Here is a 16,791-nt window from a genome sequence, read left to right on the forward strand (position 1 = left end):
GGCCCGCCAGGGTGCGCGGGGCGCCGAACGCGGAGGTGCCGCGGTTGCTCGACGCGGCGGTGCGCCGCGGGCGCACCAGCGAAAGGGCCGCCCCTCGGGCGGCCCTCGTGTCGCCCTCTCGCGCGTGACGTTACTTCACCGCGTTCACCGTCTCCTTGACGATCCGCGGCGTGAGGAAGATCAGCAGTTCGGTCTTGTCGCTCGACCGGCCGGTCTGCTTGAACAGGTAGCCGAAGAGCGGGATGTCGCCGAGGTAGGGCACCTTGTCGACGTCGTTGCGGATCGTCTCCTCGTAGATCCCGCCGATGACCGCGGTGTCGCCGTTGTTGACCGCGATCTGCGTGAGCACGTTCTTCGTGTCGATCGAGGGCACCTGGAAGCCGCCGCCGAGCTGCACGAACTGGCCGACCGAATCCTTGCGCACCTCGACCGTCATGATGATCCGGTTGTCCGGCGTGATCTGCGGCGTCACGTCGAGCAGCAGCACCGCCTTCTTGAACTGCACGGTCGCCGGATTGTTGGCCGAGCCCGGCGTGACGTAGGGGATCTCGGTGCCCTGTTCGATGCGGGCCTTCTGGTTGTCCGCGGTGATCACGCGCGGGCTCGACACCACCTTGCCGCGGTTCTCGGCCTCGAGCGCCGTCAGCTCGAGGTTGATGAGGTTGCCGCTGCCGAGGTTGATCAGCGTCATCGCGAGCGAGCCGGCGGCGTTCAGCACCGGCAGGTTGATGTTGAGCGCCTGCGGATCCGAGTAGCCCGGGTAGCCGTAGGGCGCGACCGTGGGCGACGCGATCTCGAACGGCGTCGGCGTACGCGTGTCGCGCACGATGCGGTCGCCCTCCGTGCGGACCACCGGCTGCGTGTTGAGCGATCCGGTCGAGCCGACCGAGTAGCGGCCGCGGTTGAACGTGAACCCGGTCTGCTGCCCGAAGCGCACGCCCAACTGGCGGCTGAACTTGTCGCTCGCGATCACGATCCGCGCCTCGATCAGCACCTGCCGGACCGGGATGTCCAGCTGGCGGATCATCTTGCGGACCTCCTCGAGCTTCGCCGGCGTGTCCTGCACGAAGAGCACGTTGGACCGCGGGTCGACGAACGCGACGCCGCGCCGCGACAGGATCGAGCCCTGCCCGCCGGTCGTCGGCGTCTGGCCGGCGCCCAGCCCGAACTGCTGCTGGCGGTTCGTCGACAGCATGTTGGCGAAGTCCGACGCCTTCATGTAGTTCAACTGGAACGACTCGACCTGCAGCGGCTCGAGATCGCTGATCTGCGCCTGCGACTCGAACTGCTGCTTCTCCTTGAGCGCGAGTTCCTCGCGCGGCGCGATGAGCACGACATTGCCGTTCTTGCGCATGTCGAGCCCCTTGGTCTGCAGGATGATGTCGAGCGCCTGGTCCCAGGGGATGTCCTTCAGGCGCAGCGTGAGCGAGCCCTGCACCGTGTCGCTGGTGATGATGTTGAGGCCGGTGAAGTCCGCGATCACCTGCAGCACCGAGCGCACGTCGATGCTCTGGAAGTTGAACGAGACCTTCTCGCCCTTGTAGCCGCCGCGCGTGCCCTGGGTCAGGCGGTTCGGGTCCTCCTGGATCGGCTTGATCTCGACGATGAACCGGTTGTCGGTCTGGTAGGCCGAGTGCTCCCACAGGCCCTTCGGCTCGATGACCATCCTCGCGTTCGGCCCCTGCGCGAACGTCTCGACCGAGACCACCGGTGTCGCGAAGTCCGCGACGTCGAGCCGGCGCTCGAGGTTGCGCGGCACCGAGGTCTTCATGAAGTCGACGATGAGCTGGCGGCCCTGCTGGCGAATGTCGATCCCGGTCGCCGGATCGGACAGGTCGACGACGATGCGGCCCTCGCCGTTGCGGCCGCGGCGGAAGTCGACGTCGCGCAGCGCGTGCTGCACGTCGCCCGGTCGGGCCTCGGCGAAGCGCTGGACTTCCTGGGCGGAGGCGTCGAGCCGGTCGCTCTGGTCGATCAGCGTGACCAGCACCGCGTTGCCCTCGATGTTGGTCTCGTAGGTCTGCGGGCGGTTCAGGTTGAACACGACGCGCGTGCGCGCACCGGCCTGGATCACGTTCATGCTGCGCAGCCCGGCGTCGTCGACCTGCTTCTGCGTGATGCCGAGGCCGTTCGTCGTCTCGAGGAAATCGAGCGCGATGCGCGGCGGGCTCGCGATCGCGAACCCGGCCGGCGGGTTCGCCGGCGGATGCTTGAGCTGGAAGCGGACGATCGTGCGGCCGGAACTCCCCTTCGAGACCGTGACCTGCTCGAGGCTGTTGCCCTGCGACCATGCGGGCGCGGCGAGCGCGAGTGCGCCGATCGCGGCGAGCCCGACCGCCATGCCGCGAACGGCGGCCGCGGCGCTCCTGGCCCGAGTGGCGAATGTTGCGCTCATCGTCTTCCCCCTTGTGCCCGCGCGTCGGGCTGCTGCAGCTGGAGCGCCGACGACCGTTCGGTCCAGTCGCCCGCGCCGTCCTGCACGAGTTCCTTCAACTTGATCTCGGTGTCGGTGATGCCGGTGACGACGCCGAAGTTCTGCCCCATGAAGTTGCCCGAACGCACCTGGTAGATGTCCTTCTCCGGCGTGCGAACGAGCGCGTACATCGTCTTGTCCTTCGCGAGCGTGCCGACCATCGACAGCGACTCCAGCGGGAAGCTCTCGAGCGGCTCGCGGCGCCGCGCGAGATCGGGCGCGAGCTTGCTGTTGCCCTTCGCCGGCTCGATCTTGCGCGGCTTGAACGGGTCGGGCAGGTCGAACGCGTTGTAGGCGAACGGCTCGTAGGGAAGGATCTGCGGCAGCGGCTCGAGCTTGCCCTGCGCGCCCTTGCCCTGATCGTTCATCCACTGGCGCAGGTCCTGGTGGCTCTCGCCGCCGCACGCGGCTGCGCCCAGCGCGGCGAGAACGATGGCGGTCGCGAGCCGTGCGCTCATTTCTTCCTCGCCTTGTCCTTCGCCTGCTTCGCGAGCGCGCGCTGCCGCTGGACCTCCTCGTCGTCGAGGTAGCGGAAGGTCTTCGCCACCGCGTCCATCCGCAGCGTGCCCTTGTCGTTCGCGATCGTCACGTCGTTCAGCGTCACGATGCGCGGCAGTTGCGCGACGTCGCTCGCGAACGCCCCCATGTCATGGTAGTTGCCGGTGATGCGGATCGCGATCGGCAGTTCGGCGTAGAAGTCGGCCATCTTCTCCTGCGCCGCGGGCTTGAAGAGCTCGAACACGAGGCCCCGCCCGAGACCCGCCTGGTTGATGTCGGTCAGGAGCGCGTCGATCTCGGAGCGGTTGGGGAGCTGCTTCACCAACGCGCCGAACGATTGCTCGACCTCGGAGAGCTGGGCGCGGTAGGCTTCGAAATTGATCGCCTTCACCTTCTTCTGCGCGTATTGCTCGCGCAGCTTCCCCTCCTCGACCTGCGCCTGGTCCAGCGTGTCCCACTGGTCCTTCCAGTCGAGGAGCGCGCCCGCCGCGATGATCGCGACGAACACCAGTCCGAGCACCAGCAGCTTCGGCAGGAGCGGCCAGTTGCCGACGTCGCGCAGCGACAGCCGGCGCAGTTCGTCGAAGTTCATCCGAGGCCTCCCTGCGCCGAGGCCGACTTCGCCGGGACCGGTGCGCCCGCCGGCGGGGCCGGCGGCCTCGTCGGTTGCACGCGCTTGACCTGGAAATTGAGCGTGAACTCGTTGACCTGCTGCGGTGCCGCGCCGCGCGCGGCGCCCGGCAGCGTCACGAGCTTGATCTCGACCAGTTCCGGCGACGCGAGCCAGGGGGAAGCCTCGATGTTGCGCATCAGCGTCGAGACCCGGGCATTGGACTGCGCGTAGCCGATCATCTGGACCCGCTCGCCGGTCTGGTGGATCGACCTGAGGTAGATCCCGTCGGGCAACTGGCGCACCACCTGGTCGATCAGGTGGACCGCCTCGTTGCGGTTCGCCTGCAGGTTCTCGACCACCTGCTTGCGGGCGAGCACCTGCTGGATCTGGTCGCGCAGCTTGTCGATCTCCTTGATCTGCTCGTCGAGCTTCGCGATCTCGGTCTTGAGGAGCCGGTTGCGGTCGTTCTGCTCGTCGATCTTCGCGGTGAACACCATGTGGACGAGTCCGACGACGGCGAGCGCCAGGATCGCGAGCAGCACGCCGAACGACACGAACTGGCGCTGGCGTGCCTGCCGCTTCTCCTCGCGGTGCGGGAGCAGGTTGATCCGGACGGCGTTCGCCATGGCCTAGCTCCGCGCCTCCGGGCTGCGCCGACGGCCGGTCGAGGCACCCGCGTGCGACCGAAGGACGCTTCGGGGGGACGTCACTCGAAACTCCTCATCGCGAGCCCGGTCGCCACGATCAGCATCGGAGCGTCGGCCGCGAGCTGGCGCGGCCGGATCCGGTCGCTCACCTGCATCGAGGCGAACGGGTTGGCGATGACGGTCGCCACGCCCGCACGCTTCGCGACGAGTTCGTCGAGCCCGGGGAGCTGCGCGCAGCCTCCGGCGAGCACGATCTGGTCGACCTGGTTGTACGAGGTCGACGTGAAGAAGAACTGCAGCGCGCGCGTGAGCTCGAGCGCGAGGGTCTCCATGAACGGCTGCAGCACGTCGTTGTCGTAGTTCTCCGGAAGCCCCTGGTTCTTCTTCGCCGACTCGGCCTCCTCGGGCGACAGGTTGAACGCACGCTGGATGTCGTGGGTCAACTGATTGCCGCCGAAGGCCTGGTCGCGGGAGAACAGGAACTGCCCGTTCCGCAGCACGTAGAAATGGGTGATGTGCGCGCCGATGTCGACGAAGGCGATGTTCTGGTCGCGGCCGTTGGCCGGGAGCGACGGCGTGATGAGCCGGAACGCCTCCTGCGTCGCGTACGATTCGACGTCCATCACGCGCGGCTTGAGGCCCGCCGCTTCCGCGATGGCGACGCGGTCCTCGACCTTCTCCTTCCGGGACGCGGCGATCAGCACCTCGACCTCGTCGGGATTGTTCGGCGCGGGTCCCAGGATCTGGAAGTCGAGATTGACCTCGTCCAGGGCGAACGGGATGTACTGGTTCGCCTCGGCCTCGACCGTCAGTTCGAGCTCCTCCTCCTTCTGGCCGGAGGGCACGATGATCTTCTTGGTGATCACCATCGCGGCGGGCAGCGCGAGGGCGATGTTCCGGTTCCGGCTGCCCAGACGCTTCCACGCGCGCTTGAGCGCGTCGCTGACTTGGTCCAGATTAGCGATGTTGCCGTCCTGGACCGTATCCTTGGCGAGCGGCTCGATGGCATAGCGGTCGAGCCGGTAGCTGCCCTTGCCGGCCTCGGACAGTTCGACGAGTTTGATCGAGGTCGAGGCGACATCGACGCCGATCAGCGTCGGCGCCTTGGTCTTGAAGACGTCGAGGACCCCTGAGAAATTTTCGGAAAGCATGTCCCTGTCGCCGTCAATGCTGACAACTTACATTAAACTCTGGCAGCAACCCACAACGATGTCAAACCTTTTGCCTGCCCGGCGCTTCCGGTGTTGCAAGGTTGCCGAAAACCGGGCGGCTCCGGGCTCCTGACGCAACTTTTATTCCCGCGTGCTAAAGCGCTGGCTCCTCTATACCGGGTCCGTCCTGCTTGGACTGGCCGTCGTCGGCGCCCTCCTGGGCGTCTTCGTGCTGGCATTGCTTTATCCGACCCTTCCGTCGCTGGAGACGCTCACCGATTACCAGCCCAAAGTCCCGCTTCGCGTCGTTTCCGCGGAAGGCGAGCTCCTGGGGGAATTCGGCGAGGAGCGCCGGGCGGTCGTCAGGATCGCCGAGGTGCCCGACCTGATGAAGCACGCGATCCTGGCCGCCGAGGACGAGCGGTTCTACCAGCATGGCGGCGTCGATTTCGTTTCGGTGATGCGGGCGGCCCTGTCCAACGTGTTCACGGGCACCCAGCAGGGCGCCGGGACCATCACGATGCAGGTCGCGCGCAACTTCTTCCTCACGCGCGAGAAGACGCTGAGCCGGAAGCTCCGCGAAGTCCTGCTCGCCTGGAAGATAGAAGGCAGTCTGTCCAAGGACGACATCCTCGAGCTCTACGTCAACCAGATCTTCCTGGGCCAGCGGGCCTACGGCTTCGCGGCCGCGGCCCAGATCTACTTCGGCAAGCCGCTGAAGGACCTGACGCCCGCCGAGGCGGCCACGCTGGCCGGCCTGCCGAAGGCGCCTTCGGCCTACAACCCGGTCTCCAACCCCAGGCGGGCCAAGATCCGGCAGCAGTACGTGTTGCGGCGCATGCACGACCTCCGCTACCTCTCGGACGCACAGTACGAGGAAGCACGAAACGCGCCACTGGTCACCCGGCCGGGGGTCAAGGCGACGGCGGCTCCGCTGCGCGCCGAGTTCGTCGCCGAGATGGCCCGGCAGGTCGTCTATGAGGCCTACGGCGACGAGGCCTACACCCGTGGCATCACCGTATGGACGACGATCCGCGCGTCCGACCAGGAAGCGGCCGTGGCCGCGGTCCGCAAGGGCGTGGTCGACTACGACCGGCGGCACGGATACCGGGGGCCGGAAGCCTACGTGAACTTGCCGGACGACCCGGCGGGCGCCGAGCTGGCGCAGGAACGAGCGTTCCAGGAGGCGCCCGACAGCGACAACCTGTTCGCGGCCGTCGTCACGTCTACGACCCCGTCGGAGGTCCGCGCGATCCTGTCGAACGGGGACCTGGTCCAGGTCGAGGGCGAGGGGCTCAAGTTCGCGGCCCGGGCGATCTCCGACAAGACCCCGGCCAACCAGCGCATCCGGCGGGGCGCGGTCATCCGGGTGTCCCGCGACGACAAGGGCCGGTGGGCGATCACGCAGATGCCGCAGGTGGAGGCGGCGTTCCTCGCGCTGCGGCCCTCGGACGGCGAGATCACGGCGCTGGTCGGCGGATTCGACTTCGAGCGCAACAAGTTCAACCACGTGACGCAAGCGCAGCGCCAGCCCGGATCGGCGTTCAAGCCGTTCATCTATTCGGCCGCGCTCGAGAAGGGCTTCACCCCCGCGACCGTCATCAACGACGCCCCGTTCTTCGTGCCGGCGGAGAAGACCGGCGCCGAGGACTGGGAACCCAAGAACTACGACGGCAAGTTCGAAGGCCCGATGCGGCTGCGCCTCGCGCTCGCCAAGTCGAAGAATCTCGTGATGATCCGCGTGCTGCAGGCGATCGGTCCCCAGTACGCGCAGGACTACATCGCGAGGTTCGGCTTCGACCCCAAGCTGCACCCGGCCTATCTGACGATGGGGCTCGGCGCCGGCACGGTGACACCGGTCCAGATGGGCGGCGCGTACGCGGTGTTCGCGAACGGCGGCTTCCGCATCACGCCCTACCTGATCGCGAAGATCACCGACGCGAAAGGCAGCCTGTTGTCGGAAGCCGAGCCGGTGCGCGCGGGCGACAACGCCGAACAGGCGATCGATCCGCGCAACGCGTTCGTGATGACCACGCTCCTCAAGGACGTCGTCGCCTTCGGCACCGCGACGCGCGCGCAGTCGCTCGGCCGCAAGGACATCGCCGGCAAGACCGGCACGACCAACGAGAACGTCGACGCGTGGTTCTGCGGCTTCACGAGCGCGCTGGTCGGCATCGCGTGGATCGGGTTCGACCAGCCGCGCTCGCTCGGCGCCAACGAAACCGGATCGGTGGCGGCACTGCCGATCTGGATCAGCTTCATGCAGCGCGCGTTGAAGGGGCTCCCCGAGGAGCCGCTGGAACCTCCTCCGGGAGTGGTCCAGGTCCGCATCAACGACGAGACCGGGCTGCGCGACGACGCGAGCAAGACGTCGGACTGGTTCTTCGCCGAGTCGTTGCCGCGTGGACGCGAGGACTCGCTGACGCCGGCGCCCGGCGGGAAGGCCGCGCAGGACGTGCGCAACCAGCTCTTCTGAACGATGGCGACCGTCGAGTCCCGGGCGTCCGGCTTCCCCATGCAGCCCGGGCTCCGCCCGGTGTCCGGGATCCTCCGATGAGCCGGCGCGCGCGACCCGCCGCCGTCTTCGAGGCCCGCCGCGCGGAGCGCCGGCAGGGCCTGGGGCCCGACGGCCATGAGCGCACGAGCCTCGCGCAGGCGGCGGCGCGCCTCATCGCCGAACACGGGATCTCCGACTGGTCGTACGCCAAGCGCAAGGCGGCACGCGAACTCGGCCTCCCGGAGCGCGCGTCGCTGCCGCGCGACGACGAAGTCGAGGATGCGCTCGCCGAGTACCACGCGATCTTCGGCGGCGACGAGCACCGCGCGATGATCCGCGAGCGGCGCCGCGAGGCGCTCGAGTGGCTGCGCCGCTTCGCGGACCGCGGCGCGCGGCTCGTGGGCGGCGTCGCCGCGGGCTGGGCCACCGAACACAGCGACATCCGCATCGAGCTGGAGGAAGACGACGCGAAGTCGATCGAACTCGAACTCATCAACGCGCGCATCGAGTTCCGGCCGCTGCCCGGTGACGAGGACGGCGCCGGCGAGTACTACATCGAGACGCGGCGCGGCGGCGTCCGTCTCTCGGTGCGAACGCGCGAAGCGCTGCGCTCGCGTCCGCGCCGCGAACGCGGCGGGCGGGCGGTGCTGCGACTCGACGCGACGGCGGTGGAGCAGTTGCTGGGGTCGGAACCGTAGTTGTCCCGCGCCGCGTCGCGAGGGCCGGGGTCAGAGTCGCATGTCCGACGACACCGGCCGCGTCGACGACCGCTTCCCGCGGGCTCCGGGCGATTACCGTCCCGGCGCCGCCAGCCACCGCGCGGCGTCGAGCGCGAAATAGGTGAGGATCGCGTCCGCGCCCGCGCGCTTCATGGAGGTGAGCGCCTCGAGGACGCACGCGCGCTCGTCGAGCCAACCCCGCTCCGCGGCGGCCTTCAGCATCGCGTACTCGCCGGACACCTGGTAGACCGCGGTCGGCATGCCGAAGCGCTCCTTCACGCGCCGCACGATGTCGAGGTAGGGGAGTCCCGGCTTCACCATCACCATGTCGGCGCCCTCGTCGATGTCGAGCGCGACCTCGCGCAACGCTTCGTCGCCGTTCGCGGGATCCATCTGGTAGGTGTACTTGTCGCCGCCCGCGAGGTTCGACGCGGAGCCCACGGCATCGCGGAACGGTCCGTAGAACGACGACGCGTACTTCGCCGAGTACGCGAGGATGCGCGTGCGCTGACGTCCGGCGGCGTCGAGCGCGCGGCGCAGTGCGCCGACGCGGCCGTCCATCATGTCGGACGGCGCGACGAAGTCGGCTCCGGCCTCGGCGTGGCAGAGCGCCTGCTTCACCAGCGCCTCGACCGTCTCGTCGTTCATCACGTAGCCCGACGCGTCGATGAGGCCGTCCTGACCGTGGCTCGTGTAGGGATCGAGCGCGACGTCGGTGATGACGCCGAGCGACGGAAAGCCGACCTTGAGCGCGCGCACCGCCCGCGGCACCAGGTCGTCGGAGCGCCAGGCCTGCGACGCGTCGGCGGACTTGAGCGAAGGATCGATCACCGGAAACAGCGCGATCGCCGGCACGCCGAGTTCGAGGCAGGCCTGTGCATCGTGCGCGAGGCGGTCGATGCTCTTGCGACTGACGCCGGGGAGCGATGCGACCGGCTCCTCGCGGCCCTGCCCGTCGAGCACGAACACCGGGAGGATGAAGTCCGCGGGAGAGAGCGAGTGCTCACGCATCATCCGGCGCGAGAAGTCGTCTCGACGCATGCGGCGCATGCGCGTGTCGGGATAGCGGGCGTGGGTCATGGACGGGGTGGGCGGTGTGAACGGGCAGATGGTAGCGCGGTCGATGGAGCGCGCCGGACGTGCGCGGCCGCGCGATCGTCATCGGACCGATCGACATCCGGGTCCTCGACCGGCGCCGCGCGCACCGACCCTTTCGACGACGCGGTCATCACCGCATCCGGTGACGAAACTTTCGTGGAACTCGCGCGCGACTGCATGGTCTGAACTTGCGGACGGTGACGTCTCCCGCTTCCCTCCCTGAGCGGGTGTCCGACGCGACCGGCAAGCCGCGTCGGGCGTTCCAAGGCCCCGGGTCACTCCCCTTGACTCCGGGGCCTTTTCTATTCACGACAGAAAGCGCGCGAGCACCGCGTCCGCTTCCGCGAGCCCGATCCGCGCGCTCGCGGAGAAGGTGATCACCTCGACCGCCGCGCCCTGATCACCGAAGTGTCGGGTGAGATCGCGCCTGATCGCCGCGGCAGCCTTCGCCGCGTCGGAACGTGTGAGCTTGTCGGACTTCGTCGCCAGCACCGCGACGGGCCGTCCCGAAGGCAGGTATCCGTCGAGGAGCGCGAGGTCCATCGGCTTCAGGCCGTGGCGCGCGTCGATGACCAGCACGAGGCCGACGAGCGTGGGCCGGGTCGAGACGTAGGTCGCGAGCACCTGCTGCCACGAACGCTTGACCGAGCGCGACACCGCCGCGTAACCGTAGCCCGGCAGGTCGGCGATGATCGCGCCCGACGGCAGGCCGAACAGCACGATCTGCTGCGTGCGTCCCGGCGTGCGGCTCGCGAAGGCGAGCCGGTTCCGGCCGGCGAGCGCGTTGATCGCGCTCGACTTTCCCGCGTTCGACCGCCCGGCGAACGCCACCTCGGGCGGTCCGGGCGGCGGCAACTGCCCCAGGGCCGCGGCAGCGATGATGAACTCGGCACCGCGCAGCACCTTGGGATCGGGCGCGGCCTTCTCGGCTACAATGCCGCGTTTGGTCATGCGCCGATGGTGCGCGCGACCGGGCCCGCGTCCTCCCCGGACGGGGTGCCAACGACCAGCAGGGGGAGGATTCCGGACATGAAACGCACGCTGCTCCTGGCCGTCGCCATCGGCCTGCCGGCGTTCGCCGTCGCGCAAGCGCCCGCCAAGCCCGACCTCGCGAAGGCGCGCGACACGGTCAACCAGGTGTGCGCCGCCTGCCACGGCACCGACGGCACGAGCGCCCTTCCCGCGAATCCTTCGCTCGCCGGGATGCCGGCCGACTATATCACCGCCCAACTGGCGCACTTCAAGAGCGGCGTGCGGCAGAACGCGATCATGCAGGGGTTCGCCTCGACGCTGACCGACGCTGACATGGTGTCGCTCGGCGCGTTTTTCGCGTCGCAGCCGTCGAAACCGAACATCGCGAAGGATGCCTCGCTGGTGCGTCTCGGCCAGAAGCTGTGGCGCGCGGGCGATGCGGCGACCGGCGTCCCCGCATGCAGCGCGTGCCACGGACCGACCGGCGCCGGCATCCCGAAGCTCTACCCGCGCATCGGCGGGCAGTGGTCGGACTACACGCTCGTGCAACTCAAGGCGTTCAAGGCCGGCGAACGCGGCATGGACAAGGCCGGCAAGGACGTGCAGGGCCGCATCATGCACGGCGTCGCCCAGGGCCTCACCGAAGAACAGATGCGCGCGCTCGCGGAGTACGCGCAGGGCCTGCGCTGATCGCGGGGCGCCGGCGTCCCGCGCAGCCGGCATGGACGCGGCCGTTCGCGCGCTCGCGGTCTACCCGCTGAAGGGCGCCGCCGGCCTTCCTGTCGACGCGGCGGAAGTGCGCGTCACCGGCCTTGCAACCGACGGGGTCGCCGACCGCGCGTGGATGGCGGTCGATCCGTCGGGTGTGTTCGTCACGCAGCGCGAACACCCGAGGTTCGCGCTGGTCCGCACCGCGATCGACGCGGGTCGCGTCGTGCTCTCCGCCCCGGGCGTGGCCTCGATCACGCTCGAGGCCGACGAGCAGCAACCCTCGCGCCCGGTCCGCGTCTGGCAATCACAGGTCCGCGGCTTCGACGCGGGCGACGGCGCCGCGGCGTGGCTCTCCGATCGCCTCGGGACTCCGGTGCGCGTCGTGCGCTTCGACGCCGCGCATCCGCGGCCGTGCAATCCCGCGTACGCGGGCGACTCCGGCGCCGAGGTGCGCTTCGCCGACGGCTATCCGGTGCTGGTGATCGGACAGGCCTCGCTCGACCACCTGAACGCGAAGCTCGCCGCGCGCGGGGTCGCCCCGCTCCCGATGAACCGGTTCCGGCCGAGCCTCGTGCTCGACGGCCTCGAGCCGCACGACGAGGACCACCTCGAGTCGATCGCGATCGGCGACGTGGTGCTGCGACCGGTCAAGCCGTGCACGCGTTGCCAGGTCACCACGGTCGACCAGTCGACCGGTCGCGCCGGCGACGAGCCGCTCGTCACGCTCTCGACCTATCGCCGCGACGAACGATTCGACGGCATCACCTTCGGCATGAACGCGATCGTGACCGCGGGCGCGGGCGCGACGATCGCGGTCGGCGATCGCGCGGCCTGCACGTTGCGCTTCTGACCGCGCCATTCCGTCAGGGTCGCGCGTGCATTGCCGAATGTTCCGTGACCCAACCGGCATTCACGACGGCGCCCGACGCGCCGCCCCTCAAAAACGCTGCCGCGCCTGTTCCCTGTTCCCTGTTCCCTGTTCCCTGTTCCCTGTTCCCTGTTCCCTGGAGTCAATACCCGTTCGGCGAGCACATCGCCGGATACAGCGGTCCCGGCCCGTAGCCTTCCGGTATCCAGCCCCAGGTCGCGTTCAGGTCGTTCGCGACCGTCTGCTCCGCCGGGAAGCGGTGATTGACGACCGACGGGTGGTAGAAGCGGTAGACCGGATGCGTCCCCGCGCCGCAGGCGCCCGACGACGGATTCGGCAACCCCATGTAGAAGACGTTCGCGCTCTCGAAGGTCCAGTCGGGGAACATGATCGCCACCTGCGCGCACTGCGCCGGATCGGCCGAGTAGAAGTGCGAGTTGTTGTCGCGCTGGTAGTAGCGGCACACCGGGCTGCGCCCCGCGCCGGGCCCCGCGTAGGCGAGGAAACGGAACCCGGTGCGCTGCCAGCCGGGCGGATTGCCGCCGTCGAGGATCGCGATCTCGACCGGGCTCGCCGTCATGAAGTAGTGGTCGAGCGCCGGGTGGTAGTACTCGACGACCGGCACGAACTCGGAGGGCACGGTGTCCGGCGTCAGGTACTCGCGCACGAGCGGCAGCATCACGCCGACCTGCGAGAAATAGTCGCTGCCGCTCGGATTGCTGCAGCTCGCGGAACCGCCGAGCAGGCCGCCTCGCACCTCGAGGCTCGTGCCGTTGAACACGCGCAGCGCGCCGCCGCTCGAACCGCCTTCGGTCGTCCCGAGATCCCAGACGACGCGCGTGAAGAGTCCGCCGCCGCCCGCCGCCGAACCGAAGTCCACCGGCACCTGCACGTAGGACGTGCCGCTGCTCCACTTCTTCAGGTCGCCCGACGGGTGATGGAAGATCTCGACCTCGGTCGACGGCTGCACCGTCGCCGAGTTCCACGCGCTGAACACGACGCCGCCCGGTGGCGCGCCGTTCAACCGCAGCAGCGCCCAGTCCCAGTCGCGGCTTCGCGCGAGGAGCTTCGCGCCGCCGTACTGGACCTGGTAGGCGCCGGGCGAGAGGCTGTCGCACGACGACGAATCGAAGAACCACCAGACCTCGAGACTCGCCGCCTCGTACGCGCTCTCGAAGCAGTGGCTCGCCGAGAACAGATAGGGGTTGCCGGATCCGATGGTGTCGTTGAGGAGCGTGCCGGTGCAGCGCGCCGTGCCGCCGCTGTCGGCCGTGAAGACGAGCTTGCCGGTCGCGGCCGCCGCGTTGTAGGACACCTGGTCCTGAATCGCCGGCGCGCACTTGAAGTCGATGTTGCAGAAGTCCGAATCGCCGATGTCGGACAGCAGCTTCGCCTCCGCGGGCCGCGACGCCGACGGGCTCACGACGAGGTGCGACAGCCGCGCGACCTCCAGCGTCACGCCGGCGAGCCTCGCCGACACCGGCGCCTCGATCTCGATGGCGACGCGCTCGCCGTCGACCACCGGCGACCAGAACTCGCCGAACTGCGCCGTCGCCCGCGCGATCGCGCCGGCCGGGACGGACCGGGGCGCCTGCGTCGACCCGGGGGCGGCGAAGCGCACGATCGCGTCGGAATCGAATGCCGGCAGCCGCAGCGCGACGCGCAGGCCCGCAGCCCCGGGCGATTCCACCTCGATGCGCGCCACGCGCCGGCCATCGCCGAGATCGGTCCACCCGAGCGCCGCGAGATCGACGCGACGCGCGGACGCCGGGACCTCGCGCCCATAGCCGATGAATTGGGGGCGACCTGGCGCGGCGATCGCCGAGCCGCCGTTCAGCGCGAGGAGCTTGCGCGTTTCCGCGGCTTCCGGCCGCGCGAGCGCGACACGGCGCGCCGCCGTGAAGGTGTCGAGCCGCATGCGTTGCGACGACGCGTCCTTCGCGACCGCGGGGATCGGCTGGAACTCGTCGGCTCTGGTCGCCGGCGGTCCGGCATCCGCCGGCATCGCCAGCACCGCGGCGAGGGCCGCCATGGCGAATCGCAATCTCATCGATCGTCTCTCGTGCATGCGTGACCTTCGGGGCACTCGTGGGGATTTCGGAGACCGCAACGTTCCGCGGCGTTCATCGGCCGACATCATCGCCGCCCGGGGCCGCCGGCGCTGTCAGACACTCGCGGAGGGAGGCTGACCATTCCGGCAGCGAAAAGCCGAACGTGCGCTCGAAGCGCGACGGGTCGAGGACGCTCATCGCCGGGCGTAGCGCGGGAGTCGGATACTCCGCGGTCGTGATCGGCGCGATGCGAACCGCCGCGCGATCGGCGAGGATCGCCTTCGCGAAGCCGTACCAGGTCGTCCGGCCGCGCCCGGACAAATGGTAGAGACCGCGGCGCGCCGCGAGCGCCGCGAGACCGCCGCCGACGATCCGCGCGGTCGCGCGCGCGAGTTCGCGGCTCCAGTTCGGAACGCCGATCTGATCATCGACGACGCGCAGTTCGCGGCCTTCGTCGGCGAGGCGCTCGATCGTCAGCAGGAAGTTGCGGCCGCGCCTGCCGTACACCCAGCTCGTGCGCAGCACGATCGCGGCCGCGCCGCTTTCCGCCACCGCACGCTCGCCCGCGAGCTTCGAGCGACCGTAGGCGGAGGCGGGGCGCACCGGATCGTCCTCGACATAGGGTTCGCGGGCCTCGCCGTCGAACACGTAGTCGGTCGAGTAGTGGATCAGCACCGCGCCGGCCCGTTTCGCCTCCTCGGCCAGCACGCCGGGCGCGACGCCGTTGACCGCATCGGCGAGCGCGCTCTCCGACTCCGCGCGATCGACCGCGGTGTACGCGCCGGCGTTGACGATCAGCGCGGGGCGCAGCGCGCGCACCGCCGCGACGATCGCCGCGGGCTGCGCGAGGTCGAGCGTCGCGCGGTCGGTTCCGGTCACCGTCCCGAACGGCGCGAGCGCGTGGACCAGTTCCGCCCCGAGCTGACCGGCCGCGCCGGTGACGAGGATCGCGCTCGTGCTCACGCGTAGGTCGCGGCGGCCGCGAGCGGCGCGCCCGCGGCGTCGCGGGCGGCGATCGTCGGGGGGCCGTCGAGCGGCCAGTCGATCCCGAGCGCGGGATCGCTCCACAGCAGCGTGCGCTCGTGCTCCGGATGCCAGTAGTCGGTGGTCTTGTAGAGGAAGTCGGCGGACTCCGAGACCACGCAGAAGCCGTGCGCGAACCCCGGCGGCACCCAGAGCATCCGCTTGTCGTCGGCCGACAATCGCACCGCGACGTGCCGCCCGAACGTCGGCGAGCTGCGACGGAGGTCCACCGCGACGTCGAACACCTCGCCTGCGACCACGCGCACGAGCTTGCCCTGCGCGTGCTGCACCTGGTAGTGCAGCCCGCGCAGCACGCTGCGCGCCGAGCGCGAGTGGTTGTCCTGCACGAACGACGCCGCGATGCCGGCCTCGGCGAGCGCGCGCGCGTTCCAGCTCTCGAAGAAGAAGCCCCGCGCGTCGCCGAACACGCGCGGCTCGACGAGCTTCACGTCGGGGATCGACGTCGGAACGACGTGCATGGTGCTTCAGCGGAGCTTCGGCTCGCGCAGCAGGCCGAGCAGGTAGCGGCCGTAGCCGTTCTTCGCGAGGGCGTTGCCCTGCGCCTCGAGGGCCGCGTCGTCGATCCAGCGCAGCCGCCACGCGATCTCCTCGGGGCATGCGATCTTGAGCCCCTGGCGGCGCTCGATCGTCTCGATGTACTGCGAGGCCTCGAGCAGCGATTCGTGCGTGCCGGTATCGAGCCAGGCCATGCCGCGGCCCATCACCTCGCAGTCGAGCGCGCCCCACTCGAGGTAGCGGCGATTGACGTCGGTGATCTCGAGCTCGCCCCGGGCCGAGGGGCGGAGATCGCGTGCGACGTCGAGCACGCGCTGGTCGTAGAAGTAGAGGCCGGTCACCGCGTAGCGCGACTTCGGCGCCTTCGGCTTCTCCTCGAGGCTCACCACGCGGCCGGACGCGTCGAACTCGGCGACGCCGTAGCGCTCCGGGTCGGCGACCGGGTAGGCGAACACCGTCGCGCCGGAGGTCCGCGCGTTGGCGCGTTCGAGCTGCACGTGCAGGTCGTGCCCGTAGAAGATGTTGTCGCCTAGCACGAGCGCGGACCTGTCGCGCCCGACGAAGTCGCGGCCGATGATGAACGCCTGCGCGAGCCCGTCGGGCGAGCGCTGCACCGCGTAGGACAGCGAGAGCCCCCAGCGCGAGCCGTCGCCCAGCAACTGCTCGAAGCGCGGCGTGTCCTCCGGTGTCGAGATCAGCAGCATCTCGCGGATACCGGCGAGCATCAGCGTCGACAGCGGGTAGTAGATCATCGGCTTGTCGTAGACCGGCAGCAGTTGCTTGCTGACGACCTGCGTCACCGGGTAGAGCCGGGTGCCCGACCCGCCGGCGAGGATGATCCCCTTGCGCGTCATCGGCGGACGGCGCGCGCGCCGGGCCGCCCCAAGCGCGCGCGCCCCCTGGGGGGAGGCAACCGAAGGTTGCTTCGGGGGGAGGTCGCCCCGCGCGCGCCGG

The 16,791-nt window shown here is 69.6% G+C and carries 15 protein-coding genes; 4 read left to right on the plus strand and 11 right to left on the minus strand.

Annotated elements, in window-relative coordinates:
- Positions 1 to 130: 130 nt before the first annotated feature.
- The 5 genes from HS109_16270 to HS109_16290 all read right to left on the minus strand — a co-directional run bounded on the left by HS109_16270 (position 131) and on the right by HS109_16290 (position 5,382).
- Positions 131 to 2,341: a type IV pilus secretin PilQ gene (locus tag HS109_16270; GenBank protein ID MBE7523922.1), complete on the minus strand. Its 2,211-nt coding sequence runs from the start codon at positions 2,339 to 2,341 to the stop codon at positions 131 to 133.
- A 50-nt stretch (positions 2,342 to 2,391) separates the two neighbouring features.
- The gene (locus HS109_16275; GenBank protein ID MBE7523923.1) at positions 2,392 to 2,931 is read right to left on the minus strand and encodes a pilus assembly protein PilP; all 540 of its coding nucleotides are present in this window, start codon (positions 2,929 to 2,931) and stop codon (positions 2,392 to 2,394) included.
- Positions 2,928 to 3,563: a type 4a pilus biogenesis protein PilO gene (locus HS109_16280; GenBank protein MBE7523924.1), complete on the minus strand. Its 636-nt coding sequence runs from the start codon at positions 3,561 to 3,563 to the stop codon at positions 2,928 to 2,930. Before HS109_16280 ends, HS109_16275 begins: the two co-directional genes overlap by 4 nt.
- The gene (locus tag HS109_16285; GenBank protein MBE7523925.1) at positions 3,560 to 4,210 is read right to left on the minus strand and encodes a PilN domain-containing protein; all 651 of its coding nucleotides are present in this window, start codon (positions 4,208 to 4,210) and stop codon (positions 3,560 to 3,562) included. The genes HS109_16280 and HS109_16285 overlap by 4 nt, the downstream gene beginning before the upstream one ends.
- Positions 4,211 to 4,290: 80 nt before the next feature.
- Complete coding sequence (locus HS109_16290) at positions 4,291 to 5,382, minus strand: pilus assembly protein PilM (protein MBE7523926.1); 1,092 nt, start codon at positions 5,380 to 5,382, stop codon at positions 4,291 to 4,293.
- 151 nt (positions 5,383 to 5,533) lie between these two features.
- On the opposite strand from HS109_16290, the gene HS109_16295 reads away from it, so the two are divergent.
- Both HS109_16295 and HS109_16300 read left to right on the plus strand, forming a co-directional pair.
- Positions 5,534 to 7,858, plus strand: a complete 2,325-nt coding sequence (locus HS109_16295) for a penicillin-binding protein 1A (protein ID MBE7523927.1) — start codon at positions 5,534 to 5,536, stop codon at positions 7,856 to 7,858.
- 77 nt (positions 7,859 to 7,935) lie between these two features.
- Positions 7,936 to 8,577, plus strand: a complete 642-nt coding sequence (locus HS109_16300) for a hypothetical protein (GenBank protein ID MBE7523928.1) — start codon at positions 7,936 to 7,938, stop codon at positions 8,575 to 8,577.
- A 93-nt stretch (positions 8,578 to 8,670) separates the two neighbouring features.
- On the opposite strand, the gene hemB is transcribed toward HS109_16300, so the two are convergent.
- Entirely contained in the window at positions 8,671 to 9,678 is a 1,008-nt protein-coding gene (gene hemB / locus HS109_16305; GenBank protein ID MBE7523929.1) for a porphobilinogen synthase, read from the minus strand.
- A gap of 324 nt (positions 9,679 to 10,002) precedes the next feature.
- Complete coding sequence (locus tag HS109_16310) at positions 10,003 to 10,647, minus strand: YihA family ribosome biogenesis GTP-binding protein (protein ID MBE7523930.1); 645 nt, start codon at positions 10,645 to 10,647, stop codon at positions 10,003 to 10,005.
- Between the two features lie 78 nt (positions 10,648 to 10,725).
- Here HS109_16310 and HS109_16315 point away from each other — a divergent pair, with 78 nt between their 5' ends.
- Entirely contained in the window at positions 10,726 to 11,358 is a 633-nt protein-coding gene (locus tag HS109_16315; GenBank protein ID MBE7523931.1) for a cytochrome c4, read from the plus strand.
- Between the two features lie 31 nt (positions 11,359 to 11,389).
- Positions 11,390 to 12,229 carry an MOSC domain-containing protein gene (locus HS109_16320; protein ID MBE7523932.1) on the plus strand — a complete coding sequence of 280 codons (840 nt, stop codon included), beginning with the start codon at positions 11,390 to 11,392 and terminating at the stop codon, positions 12,227 to 12,229.
- Positions 12,230 to 12,389: 160 nt separating this feature from the next.
- On the opposite strand, the gene HS109_16325 is transcribed toward HS109_16320, so the two are convergent.
- The 4 genes from HS109_16325 to rfbA form a co-directional block, all read right to left on the minus strand.
- A complete protein-coding gene (locus tag HS109_16325) occupies positions 12,390 to 14,279 on the minus strand; it encodes a hypothetical protein (protein ID MBE7523933.1) in 1,890 nt (629 codons plus the stop codon).
- A 91-nt stretch (positions 14,280 to 14,370) separates the two neighbouring features.
- A complete protein-coding gene (rfbD, locus tag HS109_16330; protein ID MBE7523934.1) occupies positions 14,371 to 15,261 on the minus strand; it encodes a dTDP-4-dehydrorhamnose reductase in 891 nt (296 codons plus the stop codon).
- A complete protein-coding gene (gene rfbC / locus HS109_16335) occupies positions 15,258 to 15,800 on the minus strand; it encodes a dTDP-4-dehydrorhamnose 3,5-epimerase (GenBank protein MBE7523935.1) in 543 nt (180 codons plus the stop codon). Before rfbC ends, rfbD begins: the two co-directional genes overlap by 4 nt.
- A gap of 6 nt (positions 15,801 to 15,806) precedes the next feature.
- On the minus strand, positions 15,807 to 16,691 hold the full coding sequence (gene rfbA / locus HS109_16340) for a glucose-1-phosphate thymidylyltransferase RfbA (GenBank protein MBE7523936.1): 885 nt from the start codon (positions 16,689 to 16,691) through the stop codon (positions 15,807 to 15,809).
- Between the last annotated feature and the right edge of the window lie 100 nt (positions 16,692 to 16,791).

The organism is Burkholderiales bacterium (genome assembly GCA_015075645.1).
Taxonomy (GTDB): Bacteria; Pseudomonadota; Gammaproteobacteria; order Burkholderiales; family Casimicrobiaceae; genus VBCG01.

Excerpts from the sequence above, each read along its gene's own strand:
- HS109_16270 (MBE7523922.1), bottom strand. The coding sequence starts at position 2,341 with ATGGCGGTCGGGCTCGCCGCGATCGGCGCACTCGCGCTCGCCGCGCCC.
- HS109_16275 (MBE7523923.1), bottom strand. The coding sequence starts at position 2,931 with ATGAGCGCACGGCTCGCGACCGCCATCGTTCTCGCCGCGCTGGGCGCA.
- HS109_16280 (MBE7523924.1), bottom strand. The coding sequence starts at position 3,563 with ATGAACTTCGACGAACTGCGCCGGCTGTCGCTGCGCGACGTCGGCAAC.
- HS109_16285 (MBE7523925.1), bottom strand. The coding sequence starts at position 4,210 with ATGGCGAACGCCGTCCGGATCAACCTGCTCCCGCACCGCGAGGAGAAG.
- HS109_16290 (MBE7523926.1), bottom strand. The coding sequence starts at position 5,382 with ATGCTTTCCGAAAATTTCTCAGGGGTCCTCGACGTCTTCAAGACCAAG.
- HS109_16300 (MBE7523928.1), top strand. The coding sequence starts at position 7,936 with ATGAGCCGGCGCGCGCGACCCGCCGCCGTCTTCGAGGCCCGCCGCGCG.
- hemB (MBE7523929.1), bottom strand. The coding sequence starts at position 9,678 with ATGACCCACGCCCGCTATCCCGACACGCGCATGCGCCGCATGCGTCGA.
- HS109_16310 (MBE7523930.1), bottom strand. The coding sequence starts at position 10,647 with ATGACCAAACGCGGCATTGTAGCCGAGAAGGCCGCGCCCGATCCCAAG.
- HS109_16315 (MBE7523931.1), top strand. The coding sequence starts at position 10,726 with ATGAAACGCACGCTGCTCCTGGCCGTCGCCATCGGCCTGCCGGCGTTC.
- HS109_16320 (MBE7523932.1), top strand. The coding sequence starts at position 11,390 with ATGGACGCGGCCGTTCGCGCGCTCGCGGTCTACCCGCTGAAGGGCGCC.
- HS109_16325 (MBE7523933.1), bottom strand. The coding sequence starts at position 14,279 with ATGGCGGCCCTCGCCGCGGTGCTGGCGATGCCGGCGGATGCCGGACCG.
- rfbC (MBE7523935.1), bottom strand. The coding sequence starts at position 15,800 with ATGCACGTCGTTCCGACGTCGATCCCCGACGTGAAGCTCGTCGAGCCG.
- rfbA (MBE7523936.1), bottom strand. The coding sequence starts at position 16,691 with ATGACGCGCAAGGGGATCATCCTCGCCGGCGGGTCGGGCACCCGGCTC.